The organism is Spiroplasma gladiatoris (assembly GCF_004379335.1).
In the GTDB taxonomy this organism is placed as follows: Bacteria; Bacillota_I; Bacilli_A; order Mycoplasmatales; family Mycoplasmataceae; genus Spiroplasma_A; species Spiroplasma_A gladiatoris.
This window is the reverse complement of record NZ_CP038013.1, coordinates 921,777-935,437: the sequence shown is the minus strand read 5'-3', so window position 1 is coordinate 935,437 and position 13,661 is coordinate 921,777. Positions and strand designations below refer to the sequence as shown.

At 26.5% G+C, this 13,661-nt stretch carries 12 protein-coding genes and 1 riboswitch; of the genes, 11 read left to right on the top strand and 1 reads right to left on the bottom strand.

Features of this window, described 5'->3' with window-relative positions:
• Positions 1-82 precede the first annotated feature (82 nt).
• Genes SGLAD_RS04145 through phoU form a run of 5 tightly spaced genes read left to right on the top strand, consistent with a single transcriptional unit; the run spans position 83 to position 7,900 of the window.
• Positions 83-3,034, top strand: coding sequence for an AAA family ATPase (locus SGLAD_RS04145; protein ID WP_134297883.1), 2,952 nt, complete (start codon positions 83-85; stop codon positions 3,032-3,034).
• A gap of 27 nt (positions 3,035-3,061) precedes the next feature.
• Positions 3,062-4,213: a phosphate ABC transporter substrate-binding protein gene (gene ptsS / locus SGLAD_RS04140; RefSeq protein ID WP_134297881.1), complete on the top strand. Its 1,152-nt coding sequence runs from the start codon at positions 3,062-3,064 to the stop codon at positions 4,211-4,213.
• Positions 4,200-6,353, top strand: coding sequence for a phosphate ABC transporter permease PstA (gene pstA / locus SGLAD_RS04135; RefSeq protein WP_134297879.1), 2,154 nt, complete (start codon positions 4,200-4,202; stop codon positions 6,351-6,353). Before ptsS ends, pstA begins: the two co-directional genes overlap by 14 nt.
• Positions 6,322-7,188, top strand: coding sequence for a phosphate ABC transporter ATP-binding protein PstB (gene pstB / locus SGLAD_RS04130; protein WP_134297877.1), 867 nt, complete (start codon positions 6,322-6,324; stop codon positions 7,186-7,188). Before pstA ends, pstB begins: the two co-directional genes overlap by 32 nt.
• Positions 7,189-7,198: 10 nt before the next feature.
• On the top strand, positions 7,199-7,900 hold the full coding sequence (gene phoU, locus SGLAD_RS04125; protein ID WP_166739175.1) for a phosphate signaling complex protein PhoU: 702 nt from the start codon (positions 7,199-7,201) through the stop codon (positions 7,898-7,900).
• 35 nt (positions 7,901-7,935) lie between these two features.
• On the opposite strand, the gene SGLAD_RS04120 is transcribed toward phoU, so the two are convergent.
• Positions 7,936-8,574, bottom strand: coding sequence for a hypothetical protein (locus SGLAD_RS04120; protein ID WP_134297872.1), 639 nt, complete (start codon positions 8,572-8,574; stop codon positions 7,936-7,938).
• Positions 8,575-8,797: 223 nt separating this feature from the next.
• Between SGLAD_RS04120 and ftsY the strand changes: the two genes are divergently transcribed.
• The 6 genes from ftsY to metK all read left to right on the top strand — a co-directional run bounded on the left by ftsY (position 8,798) and on the right by metK (position 13,658).
• Positions 8,798-9,784, top strand: coding sequence for a signal recognition particle-docking protein FtsY (ftsY, locus tag SGLAD_RS04115; RefSeq protein ID WP_134297870.1), 987 nt, complete (start codon positions 8,798-8,800; stop codon positions 9,782-9,784).
• A complete protein-coding gene (gene ylxM / locus SGLAD_RS04110) occupies positions 9,777-10,094 on the top strand; it encodes a YlxM family DNA-binding protein (RefSeq protein WP_134297867.1) in 318 nt (105 codons plus the stop codon). Before ftsY ends, ylxM begins: the two co-directional genes overlap by 8 nt.
• Positions 10,094-10,855, top strand: coding sequence for a TIGR00282 family metallophosphoesterase (locus SGLAD_RS04105; RefSeq protein ID WP_134297865.1), 762 nt, complete (start codon positions 10,094-10,096; stop codon positions 10,853-10,855). The genes ylxM and SGLAD_RS04105 overlap by 1 nt, the downstream gene beginning before the upstream one ends.
• A gap of 97 nt (positions 10,856-10,952) precedes the next feature.
• Complete coding sequence (locus tag SGLAD_RS04100) at positions 10,953-11,318, top strand: hypothetical protein (RefSeq protein WP_134297862.1); 366 nt, start codon at positions 10,953-10,955, stop codon at positions 11,316-11,318.
• 64 nt (positions 11,319-11,382) lie between these two features.
• Positions 11,383-12,339 carry an alpha/beta fold hydrolase gene (locus SGLAD_RS04095; RefSeq protein ID WP_134297860.1) on the top strand — a complete coding sequence of 319 codons (957 nt, stop codon included), beginning with the start codon at positions 11,383-11,385 and terminating at the stop codon, positions 12,337-12,339.
• 26 nt (positions 12,340-12,365) lie between these two features.
• A riboswitch (SAM riboswitch) is annotated at positions 12,366-12,458 on the top strand.
• A gap of 63 nt (positions 12,459-12,521) precedes the next feature.
• Positions 12,522-13,658, top strand: coding sequence for a methionine adenosyltransferase (gene metK, locus SGLAD_RS04090; RefSeq protein WP_134297857.1), 1,137 nt, complete (start codon positions 12,522-12,524; stop codon positions 13,656-13,658).
• The last annotated feature ends 3 nt before the right edge of the window (positions 13,659-13,661 follow it).

The window sequence follows — 13,661 nt, the reverse complement described above, 5'->3', positions numbered from 1 at the left end:
ATGTTTTTTATAAAAAACTATATATAATACAAATGTAAGTTAGATTATATAGGATTGCTATATACAAAACAGGAGATACAAAATGATATTTTTGAAAAGAATTGAAGCTTTTGGTTTCAAGTCGTTTGCAGAACCCGTAGTTATTAACTATGATTTTGCAATGACTGGAATTGTAGGACCAAATGGTTCAGGTAAATCAAATATTACCGATGCAATTATGTGAGCTTTAGGAGAGCAATCTTCTAAATCACTACGTGGAGATTCAATGGAAGATATTGTTTTTTCTGGGAGTTCTGATCGTAAAGGATTGAACATGGCAGAAGTTACTCTTGTTTTTGATAACAGTTCTAGAGCGTTTAAAACCTTAGATTATAATGAAGTATCAATAACACGAAAGTATTTTTTAACAACAAGAGAATCTGAATATTATATAAATAACTCACAAGTAAGATTAAAAGATGTCCAAGAAGTTGCTTTAGAAACAGGATTGACTAAATCAAGCTTAGCAATAATTTCACAAGGATCAATTTCTAATTTTGTAGAATCTAGTCCAGAACAAAGAAGAAGACTATTCGATGAAGCAGCAGGTGTTGCAGTTTATAAAAAAAGAAAAGAAGATGCTGTTAGAAAACTTTCTAGAACACAAGATAATTTAGATAGAATCAATGACATAATTAATGAAATTGAAAGAAAACTACCGACTTTAAAGAGACAATCAATTAAAGCAAAAGAATATCAAAATAAGTTTAATGAATTAAAAAGTATTGAAGTTGCAGTGCTTGTAAAAGATATTCAATTATATAAACAAAGAGCGAAAGAATTAACAAATCAAAAGTTTGAACTAAAAAATCTTATTAAAGATTTAGAAAAAAACATTTCAATTCGATCAGAACAAAATAAACAAATATCTTCAAAGGCTTTTGAAAATGATAAAGAGATATCATTATTGAATAAAGAATTTGAAAGTATTGTTGAAAATATTGGTAATCTAAAAGTTGCAAAAGTAAATTTGGAATCTAAAAAAAGAACATCTGAAATTGACGATAAAGAATTTAAAATAAGTGATTTAAAATCTAAAGCAAAACAACTCGAAGATAAACTAAAATCTGAGGAACAAAAATTAGCAAAACTTTTAGTTGAAAAAATCTCTAAACGAGAAAGTTTAGATGAACATAGTAAAAATAGATATTTTTTAAACAAAGAAGCAGAAGTATTGAGAAAAGAAATTGCAAAAGTTGAATCATTTTTAGAAACTATCATTCAAAGAAAAAACTCTTTAGAAGGTTTATTTGAAGGTGTAAAAAATATAATAGAAAATAAAAAAGTATTACCAGGAATCATTGGAACTGTTCAAGAATTAATAAATGTTGATCAAAAATTTGAAACAGCAATTGCAAGTGTGATGCAAAATGCTACACAAAATATTGTTGCTAAAAATTCAAATGATGTTAAAATAGCAATAGAATTTTTGAAAAAAAATAATGCTGGGTATGCAACATTTTTACCACTAGATAACTTAACTGCATCGTATTTACCTAACGATATTAGGTTTGCTGTTCAAAACTTAGATGGTTTTGTAGGTTTTGCAAATCAATTAATAAAAATAGAAAAAAAGTATCAAATAATTTTAGATTACTTATTAGCAAATTACATAGTTGTTGAGAATTATGATAATGCTATAGAAACAGCAAAAACTATAAAATTTAAATATAACATTGTAACTCTTGATGGGCAAAGAATTTTACCCCACGGAGCTGTTGTTGGGGGAAGCAGAAAAGTTAAAAATACTCAATTAACAGATAATACAAAGATAAAAAGTTATGAAGAAAAAAAATTAGAACTTGAAAATCAAGAAAATAATAAAAATCAAAAAATTAATTTTATAAATAATGAAATTGAAAAACTAAGAGAAGAACAAGCGGAGATTCAAACTTCATATGGAGCGTCAAATAAAACTAAAGAACAATTAGAAAAGCAATTGTTAGAAATAAAAGATGAATATCGTGTTCTTACTGGAAAAGATTTAGATAATGACGAACAACAATTCCAATCATTAGACGAACAAATTATTTCTATGTCTAAACAAATTTTAGATTATGAAACTAAAAAAGAAGAAGTTCAGCAAAAATTAAATGTAATTAGAAATTTAAAAGAAAAAGCAATAGAAAAACAAAATGTTTTAAATGAATCATTAGAAGAAGAACGAAAGCTGCTTTCAGCGTATAAAGACAATTATCAAAAAATAAACTCTGACCACACTTTAATAGTTCATAAAAAAGAAACAGCTGTTGAGAGATTGTCTGAAAATTATAATTTAACTTTTGAAGCAGCCTTAGAAACTAATGAAGCCAACGTTGAAGATGAAACTAAAACAAGAGAAAAAATTAAGCAATTAAGAAGTGAAATAAACTCATTAGGAAATATTAATTTTGACTCTATTGAAGAATTTGAAGCTGAAAACGAAAGATATCAAACTTATGTTGAACAATCAAATGATATTAATGATTCAATTAATAACTTAAAAGATGCTATTAATGAAATGGATGAACAAATGACAATCCAATTTAAAAATATAGTAAAAGATGCAAACAGTGCATTACCAGTTACTTTTTCAACTTTATTTGGAGGAGGAACTGCTCAAATAGTTTATACAAATCCAGAAGATATTTTAACTACAGGAATTGATATAAAAATTTCACCACCAGGTAAAAAAATTATAAACTTAAATTTACTTTCAGGAGGTGAAAAGTCGCTAGTTGCGCTAGCTGTATTGTTTTCGATATTAAAAGTAAAACCAATTCCTTTAGTAATATTAGATGAGGTTGAAGCTCCTTTAGATATTGCTAATGTTGAAAGATTTGCTAAGTATATAAAAACATTTACTTCAAATACCCAATTTATGATTGTTACTCACAGAATGGGGACAATGGAAAACTGTGATGTTTTATTTGGAGCAACTATGCAACAAAAAGGAATTACTAAATTAGTACAAATAAAATTGATAGAAGCCAAACAATTAAGTAATACAAATTAATAGGCAAACTTGTCAAGGAGAAAAAAAATGAGCAAAAAAATAAGCATCCTCTTTGTAATTATTATCGCTTTAATTACAGGGTTATGAGCATGATCTGTTTCTGCGAATCAAAATCATGTTGTTTTAGGAGGAAGCACAAGTGTCAATACTTTTATGCAATCTTACACTAAGGATTTTTTAGAAAATGAAAAGAAAGACTTTATCTATAACTCAACAGGTAGTCAAGCAGGTGTTGGAGGAGTAGAAAAAGGTATGTATGGTGCTGGATTTATTTCTAAAGATGTTAGTAATACAACTTTAACAGGAGATAACCAGTTTGTTAAAGTCCATAGCGGAGAAAACGAAAAAGAAGGTTATACATTTTCATTAACAGAAAAACAAAAATTTATTGATAAAATTACAGAAATTAAAAATGAAAACAAAAACACAAGTAAAAACAAAAGTTATTTAGCATTTGAATTTGCATTAGATGCAATAGCAATAATTTATAAAAAACCAGATTGATTAACTGATGATTCTGCAAACAAAATTAATTTTTCATTAGATAAAAAAGATTTTGCAAATACTTCATTAGGAAAAATTTATAGTAATAATTACACATGAGAAGAATTAGCAAAAGAAGTAGGTCAAGAAAATGTTCCTAATTCAAGCACAAAAATCGTAAGCTTTACAAGAGAAGATGGTTCTGGAACTAGAAGTGCATTTGGAGATTTAACAGGAATAAAAAGTATGGAATATTCAAATGTTGTTAACTCAAATGGAGCTATGTTTGAAAATGTTCAAAAATCGCAAACTGCAATTGGTTATATTTCTTATGCTTTTGTAAAACAAATTACTAAAGAATCGGGTGTTAAAGTTGCTGGTGTTAAAAATACCAAATTAGGTAATCCAGCAGATTTAGGAAACGATGATTGAGAGTATGGCATGAAATTAAATAAAGCAACAAATTCATTTGAAAAAACTGATGTTACAAATGAACAGTTTATAAAAGCAACTTACGGATTCAAAAGACCTTTTATTGCAATATTTAATATACACTACAAAAATCTAAATTTATTAATTGATTTTTTTTCAGCAATGATTGGAGAAGATGATACAAATCCTTATCGTAAAAACTTTGTTGAAGAAGGACTAGTGCCAAACTTTATAATCAGAAAGGTAGATTATGAAATTAAATAAAAATTTAGATGTAAATTCGCAAGTCATTGCTAATTTAAAAAAGTCTATGCCTAAAATTAAACAAAGTAAAGCAGATGTTTGCTCAAAATCTTCAATTATTATTTTTACAACCTTTACACTAGTTATTTTAGCAATACTAGTTTCGTTTATAATTTATAAATCGGTGCCAGCATTACACACAGTAGGATTTTTTAAATTTATATTCTCTAGTAATTGAGCGCCTGATAAAGATGGTGTAGGTAGTTATGGTATATTAAAAATAATTTTATCTACAATGGTTATGCTTGTAATATCTTTAATCATAGCTGTTCCCTTAACAATCTTTAGTTCAGTTTTTATAACTGAGTATTTATCTGCGAGATTAAAAAGAACAATAATTACAGTTGTTCAGTTATTAGCAGGTATTCCTTCGGTTGTGTTTGGTTTATTTGCTTTAGATCAAATAGGACCTTTATTTGTTAAAATGGGTGCTCCAACTGGTGGAAATATGATGACTGCAAGTTTCACTCTTGCATTTATGGCTCTACCAACAATGATCAGTTTATCAGTTAACGCTTTAGAAGCTGTTCCAGATAGTTATAGATTTGCCTCACTAGGTTTAGGGATGACAAAAGAAAGAACTACATACAAAGTTGTTTTAGTTAGTGCTATGCCAAAAATAATTACAGCCATCATTACAGGGGTTGCTAGAATTATTGGAGAAACTATGGCTGTGATACTAATAGCTGGTAACTCATCAAAAGGTTTAAACTTTTCAGATGGTTTTTCAGGGTTTCTATTTTCTTCAATTAGAACATTAGCGGGAACAATTGGTTTAGAAATGTTAGAAAACCATGGAAATACTCATGAATCTGCTTTGTATGCAATTGGATTAGTATTATTTTTCTTAGTTATAATAATTAATTTATTGATTATTGCAATTGGTAATTTGAATAATAGAAAAACTAGAAAAATCAAATTAAAAAAAGGCGAAAAAGTAAAAAAATCTAATGAGTTGCATAATTCTTATACATATGAACCTTATAAATTAAAAGTTTTGGTTAGAACTTATACTGAAAAAAGAACATACAAAGTAATTGAAACATTTGTTTATAAACTATTTATGATCATTTCAACTTCAATAATTGTTGCATTTACATTATGAATAATATTAATAGTTATAGCAAAAGGCTTAATGGGCTTTGATGCTTCAACATTTATTCAAATACCTGGACAAAAATCAGGAATATTAGCAACGTTATTAACAACTGTCTTATTAATAATCTCAACAATTATATTTGCAATACCTTTAGCTATATTTGTTGCTATCTATTTAGCAGAATATGCTCATAAAGATAGTAAGTTTGCAAAATCAACTAGATTTGCAATTAATGTTTTAGCTTCAACGCCAAGTATTGTGTTTGGGGTATTTGGATTAAGTTTATTTGTAGTAATACTTAAATTGCCAATGTCAATATTTGCAGCAAGTTTAACTATGACAATTGTTGTATTACCTTCATTAATAACAACTTTTGAAGATGCATTAACAAGTGTTCCTGATTCTTATCGTGAAGCTGCTTATGGTATGGGGTTAACAAAAACTAAAGTAACATTAAAAGTAGTTTTACCTAATGCTATGAAAGGATTGATAACTGGTGTTATTCTTGCTATTGCAAGAATAATTGGAGAATCCGCACCAATTTATTTAACTCTTGGAACATCTGTAAGAATGCCAACTGAAGGATTCTTCGCTTCAGGAGCAACTTTAACAACACAAATATATATGATGGCTTCAGAAGGAAGTAATGCAGAAGTTTTAGGAATTGCTTACGAACTAGCCACAGTAACAATTATTTTAGTTCTAGGGCTTAATGCTTTGAGTAAGTATTGAGCATCACTATTAAATCCAACAAGACAAAGAATAAGTTTTGCAAATAAATGAAAAATAAGATTTAACAAAGTATTTAAACACAATTATATAAATGATTTAAAAAAACTAAGAAGCAATTTTTCAATAAGAATGAAAAAATTATTTAGTAATTTAAATAAAAATAAAATAAAAGCTTATCGAAAAAATGCAAAAGCAAGAAGTATTGTCTTAAAAGAAATCGTAAAGGAAGCAAAAGCAAATGGCAGAGTTAAAAAAGACAGAAATAACTAATAATGAAAAAGATATTGAATCGATAAAAAAAGAAATTTTATCTACAAAACAAAAAAAAGTTCCTCTTAATCAAAGAGAAAATGTAATCGATATTAAACACTTTAACTTTTTTTACAACGGTGGCGACAAACAAGCTTTATTTGATATTAATATGAAAGTTAAAGAAAATACAGTAACTGCATTTATTGGACCTTCAGGATGTGGAAAATCAACTTTGTTAAGATCAATTAATCGAATGAATGATTTAGTTGATTCAACTTTAGCAGATGGTGAAATATTTGTAAATGATTTAAATGTTTATGAATCTGGAGTAGATGTTGTTAAATTAAGAACTCAAGTAGGTATGGTTTTTCAAAAAGCAAACCCATTTCCAATGTCTATTTATGATAACGTTGCTTTTGGGCCTCGTAATCAAGGTGTTAAAGATAAAAATGCCTTAAATCAAATTGTTGAAGATTCTTTAAAAAAAGCAGCGCTTTGAGACAGTGTAAAAGATAATTTAAAAGATTCAGCGCTTGGATTAAGTGGTGGTCAACAACAAAGATTATGTATAGCAAGAGCTATTGCGATGAGACCAAAAATCTTATTAATGGATGAACCAACTAGTGCACTAGATCCAATTGCTACACTTAAAGTTGAAGAACTTATTTTAAAATTAAAAGAAGAATATACAATAGTAATAGTTACACACTCAATGGCACAAGCTACAAGGGTAAGTGATTACACTGGATTTTTCTTACAAGGTGAACTTGTAGAATATGATAGAACTAAAAAAATATTTACTAATCCAAAAAATAAAAAAACAGAAGATTACATTTCAGGAAGATTTGGTTAGAGGTGAAAAAATGTCATACAATAAAATATTAGACAATGATATCAACACAATAAAAAAAGAGTTAATTTTTTTGGTTGAAGCAACTAAATCACAATATGCAAGAACATTTAATGCTTTAAAAAATAAGGATTATGAATTAGCAAAAAGAGTTGTTGCAGAAGATTTAAGAATAAATGACTTGCAAAACAAGTTTACAAGTATGGCTTTATGAAAAATTGCAAAACAACAAATGGTAGCAGGGGATTTAAGACTTGCAGTTGGTGGGATTTTAATAAGTAAAGAAATTGAAAGGATCGCTGATGTAGCAAAACATATCTGTACATTTACTGTAAAATATAAACCTGTTACTTTAGAAATTGATTATATTTCTAGAATGTTTGATTTAGTAAACGAAATGCTTAATATAGTTTCTGCATTAATTGAAAACTATGATGATGATCAAAATGAAAAAGTGGCAAATATGGAAAAACAATTAAACTCACAGTTTTCAGATTTAAGTTTAAAATTAGCAGAAAGATTGTTTGAAACTAAAGATCAAGGAGAAGCTAAAAAAATTATTACTATTATTAGACAATTAAAAAATCTTGAAAGAGCTGGAGAACATCTTATAAATATTGATGAAACACTTGAGTTTATAAGAACTGGTAAATTTGAAGAGTATGGAGAAAGTGTTGAAAATAAATTAGAAGAATCAAAAAACAAAAAAGATTAAATATAAAAACCTACACGATATAGTGTAGGTTTTTATTATGCTTGATTTAAAGGAATTGTTAAGATATTAGAACCTAAAAATTCAGCTTTTAAATTTCCATTATCATCAATTTCAAAAAAACTTAAGTAATTAAAAAAGTCTTTTTCATCATTTAAATACATATTTTTTCTTGCTATTTTATTAAATTGTTCTTGATAAAAATTATCTACATATTTAATAATTTGATCTAAAGTAACAAGAGTTTTAGGGATGAATAGTTTAGTTTTATTAATTATTTCTTTTTGCATTTTTTCAAAATTATCATAATTATAAATTCACATATCAAAGGTTTTTGTTACATAACTACCTAAGCAATGCTGATCTTCTTTGTCAAAAAACTTTAAAGTTAATTGATAGTCTTTATATTCTAAAAATTCATAATTTGTTAAATTTAAAATTTTTTCACCAAATTCATAGTCTAAAAAATTATCTTTAACAATATTATCTAAATTAGCCATAACAGCTTCATCATCTGTACCTTTAAAACTTAAATCTTTTTTAAAATAAAAATCAATCTCGGTATTATCTAAAAAATCTTTATATTTACTACTTCTTTTTTGAGTTACACCATATAATTCATTAAGCGGTGTAGCATTTAAATTAAGTGCAAATAAGATTTTAAATCATTTTTTCATACAATCCACCTTTATTGTTTCTTTTAGTAATAAATTACTACATATTTATTATATATTATTTATAAATATTATGATTTGTTTTATAATATCATTAAAAAATATAAAAAAATAATTATAGTTATAAAATATCTTTAGTGTAATTTTTAGTAAAAAAATTAAAGTCATAATTAATAAAATGGCATAAAAAATACTATACAATTTAATATATATAAAGGAGAAATATATGGGGTTTTGGTCAAATTTAAAAGAAAGAAGACAAGTTAAAAAAACACAAAAAAAACATATTAAAGAACATAAAAATACTCTAACTTTTTCAAATGATATTAAAAAACTAAGCAAAAAATATAAAAATGCAGATAATGATTTTTTTGAAGAATTAGAAAATGTATTGGTAAAAACTGATATGGGAATGAAAATGGTTTTAGAAGTTTCTAATAGAGTGCAAAAAAAAGTTAAACCAAAACACACTTTTAATGATGTTAAAGAAATCTTAGTAGAAGAATTGTATGATGCTTATAATGATTCTGGTAAGTACAATACTAAATTAAATTGAGTTGATGGTAGACTAAATATTTTTGTAATGGTTGGAGTTAATGGGGTTGGTAAAACAACAAGTATTGCAAAAATAGCTAATTATTTTTCAACTTTAAACAAAAAAGTATTAATAGCAGCGGCAGACACATTTAGAGCAGGTGCAGTTGAACAATTAGAAGAATGATGCACAAAAAGATTAAATGGAGTAGATTTAATAAAAGGAAACTCTTCAGATCCAGCAAGTGTTGTTTTTGATGGTGTAAAAAAAGGCTTAGAAAATAACTATGACTTATTATTGATTGATACAGCTGGAAGACTGCAAAATAAAGAGCATTTAATGAAAGAACTTGAAAAAATGACAAAAATTGTTAAAAAAAGTGTTGTTGATGGTCCACATGAAAGATTATTAGTAATTGATGCTCAAACTGGACAAAATGGAGTTAATCAAGCAAAGGCATTTTCAGAAGCAACTAACGTATCTGGAATAGTTCTCACAAAAATGGATGGTACTAGTAAAGGTGGAATTGCAATTGCTATTAAAGATATTTTAAATATTCCTGTAAAATTGATTGGTTTTGGTGAAAAAGTAGAAGATATTAAAGAATTTGATTTAGATGATTATATTTGAGAATTAACTAGTGACTTTATGGAAGAAGACTTAGATAAAAATGAATAATATCTTTAAAAATGAACAAACAAATATTTTATATGATTACTATAAAAATTTACTTACTCAAAAACAACAAGAATACTATGAACTATATTTTTTTGAAGATTTAACATTACAAGAAATAGCAGAACAAATGGAAGTTTCAAGAACAGCTGTTCATGATAGTATTAATAAAACTATCTTAAATCTATTAGATTTTGAAACTAAATTACAATTAAGTAAAAAATTTATGATTATTAAAAATACTATAGATGATTATAAAAATAACAATCTTAATGTAGATATATTAATTAAGAAAATAGAGGAACAAATTTAATGAATTTTTTAATAATAGGAGATGTATATTCAAAATCTGGAAGAGATGCATTACAAAAACATCTTAAAAATATAGTCAATGAAAATCAAGTAGATTTTATAGTTGTTAATGGAGAAAATATTTCACATGGAAAAGGAATAAATAAAAATCATTATGATTTTTTAAAAAACCTTGGGGTGGATGTGATTACATCTGGAAATCATATCTTTAAAATTAAAGAAACTATTGAGTTTATAAAAGAAACAAAAGATTTATTAAGACCTTTAAATATGTATGATAGTTTACCGGGAAATGGTAGTGTTGTTGTTGAAAAAAATGGCTTAAAAATAAGAATAACAAATTTAATGGGAACAACTTTTATGGATCATGTCAATAATCCATATGAAATTATGGATAAATTAATTGAAAAAAATAATAGCGATGTTCATATTGTTGATTTTCATGCAGAAGCAAGTGCTGAAAAAATGGCTTTAGCTTGAAATTATGATGGTAAAATAACAGCTTTAGTTGGAACTCATACTCACGTACAAACAGCCGATGAACAAATATTTCCTAAAGGAACTGCTTATATTACTGATATTGGTATGACAGGACCAATTAACTCTATAATTGGTGCAAATCCAGATGAAGTTATATTTAAAGAAAAAACAAAATTACCTACAAAATTTATTCCTTCAGAAAACATCGGTCAAGTTAGAGGGGTTTTAATAAAAGTTCAAAACAATAAGGTTTATGAAATCAAAAGAATTAACATAATCTAATACCCGTGCAACTCATAAAGGTGAAAAAAATTTTCAATTTATGCTATAATATATATTATTAAGGTTAATGTTAGACCTAAATTGAGAGAGGTATATTATGAAAAGACATGATAAACTTAGAAACTTACATGAAGCGTTATTTGCCTTAGATAAGGAAGTAAAGAATGTGTGTAGAGGGCTTGAAACTAGATTAAAAACAGTTGCAAAGTATAGAGATACATACGAAAGAATTTTAACAGAAGTTGAGTTTGAACGTAAAAATGAAATGTACGGAAGATCAACTATTTATGATTTTGAAAGAATGAGAATTAATCTAGAACAAGACGCTGGTAATGTAATCTACGAAGCAATAAATGTTATGGGGAATGACGAATTTATTGTTAGAAGACAAAACGTAATATTTGCATTTTGATTTATGGGGCAATTTGATGTTTATGCTCTAGACCTTTCTCATGGTGATTAATTAGTCAATACAACTATTGTTGTATTTTTTTATGATAAAATCTTAATGCTAAGAGGTGTGTTTAATGATTTGAAAACCTTTATTGGAGTTAATAACACCAATTTTTTATATAATTGGTGCTACAACAATTTTTTTTATTTTACTTTATTTTATAAATCGCTATGTGAAAATGAGCAGTTTAAAGTTTAAATCACAAGCAAAACAAAGAGGTAATTTTGTAAATTTAAATAGTTTTACAACAAAAGATGGATATAGTTTAAAAATTGAAGGTTTTATTAAAAAAGAAAATGAAAAATTAATAGTTTGTGTGCATGATTTTAAATCTAGTAACAAAGAATTTAGTAACTTGATAAATTATTTTAAATTGAATAAAATACAAACTGATATAATAGCTTTTGATCAAAGAGGATGCAATAAAAATCAAGATTTTAAAAACGCTACACAAGCAGCAACTATTTCTGATATAGAAGAATTAATTGATACTTTAAAAGAGAAATACCCAAAAAAACAAATAATATTGCTTGGTTCAGGTTTTGGCTCTCATATTATAATGCAATTTAGTAAAAATCAAAATGTTACTAAAATAATTGCTTTAAGTTTAAGGTTAAATAATGGTTATAAAACCAATTTTTCAAAAATAATGGCTTTATGTTTTGGTTTTCTTATTAATCAAAAAATAAAACTAAAAGATAAGTTTATTGGTATTGATACTGTTGATGATCAAGAAATTGCTAAAAATTTTGATATAAATCATCTAGAAAAAGGGGCATACTTATACAGGGAAGGTTGACAAAATTACTTGTTAAAAAAAAGAATTATTAAAAACATCAATAATGCTACTAACGAAATTTTATTATTTTTGCCAAAACAAGATATATATACAAAACCAAAAAAAGCTGCTAAGTTATTATTGAAGTTAAAAAATAAGAATGTCAAATCTATACCGTTAGAAAACCAATTACACTATTGATTTGCTGTTAATAATGATCAAAACTTTGAAAAATTTATAAAATCTATTTAAAATTTGTTATTATATTTAAGACAATATTTTTATTAAGAACTGCTGAGAGAGTAAACTTAAAGAAGCAGTAGCAACCTATTAAATTAGGTGCTCAAATCAGGGGAAACCAGCAATAAGAGTAAAAATCTAAATGCTTTAAAATGACCCTTTTGGGTCATTTTTATATAAAAAAGGAGATTATTATGAAAAATTATTTTACAAGTGAATCAGTTTCAGAAGGACATCCAGATAAACTATGCGATCAAATATCAGATGCAATTTTAGATGCTTATTTAGAACAAGACCCATTTGCTAGAGTTGCTTGTGAAACTGTTGCAAGCAAAAACTTCGTACTTGTTACAGGAGAAATTACTTCAACTGCAAAAGTTGATTGTGAACAACAAGTTAGAAGAGTATTAAATAAAGTTGGATATAACGACCCAAACACAGGAATTGACCCTAATAATTGTGAAGTTATGATTAAATTAAGTGAACAATCAGCTGACATTGCTAGAGGAGTAAAAGATGACAGTGATTTAGGAGCTGGAGATCAAGGGGTAATGTTTGGTTATGCAATTGATGAAACAGATAGTTATATGCCTTATTCTATCCAATTAGCTCATGATCTTGTTCATTTAGCAAGTAGACTGAGAAAAGCAGGTGCTTTTAAGTACGCTCAACCAGATATGAAATCACAAGTAACAATGAATTATACAAATCCTAAAAATCCACACATTTCTACAATACTAATGTCAATTCAGCATGACAAAGATTACAATCAAAAAGAATTTGAAGAATTTATAAAAAACAACATTATGTTACCAATTGCAAAAAATCATAATTTAAATACTGATTTTAATGTTTTAATAAATCCAACTGGAAACTTTGTAATTGGTGGACCATTAGGAGATGTTGGTTTAACAGGTAGAAAAATCATTGTTGATTCTTATGGGGGACATTCAAGACATGGTGGAGGTGCTTTTTCAGGAAAAGATGCAACTAAAGTTGATAGAAGCGCAGCTTATATGGCGAGATATGCAGCTAAAAATATGGTAGCTGCTGGACTTGCTTCTAAAGTAGAAATACAATTAAGTTATGCAATTGGAAAAGCAGACCCAATCTCAATATTTGTAGAGTGTTTTGGAACTAACAAAGTAAGTATGGATATAATTTATAAAGCATTAAATGAAACATTCTCATTTAGAGTAAAAGATATTATTGATCTACTTGAACTTAGAAAACCAGTTTATTTTAGAACATCAAAATATGGTCATTTTGGAAAAAAAGAATTTAATTGAGAAAAATTGGATAAAGTAAGAGAACTTAAAAAATATTTATAATAT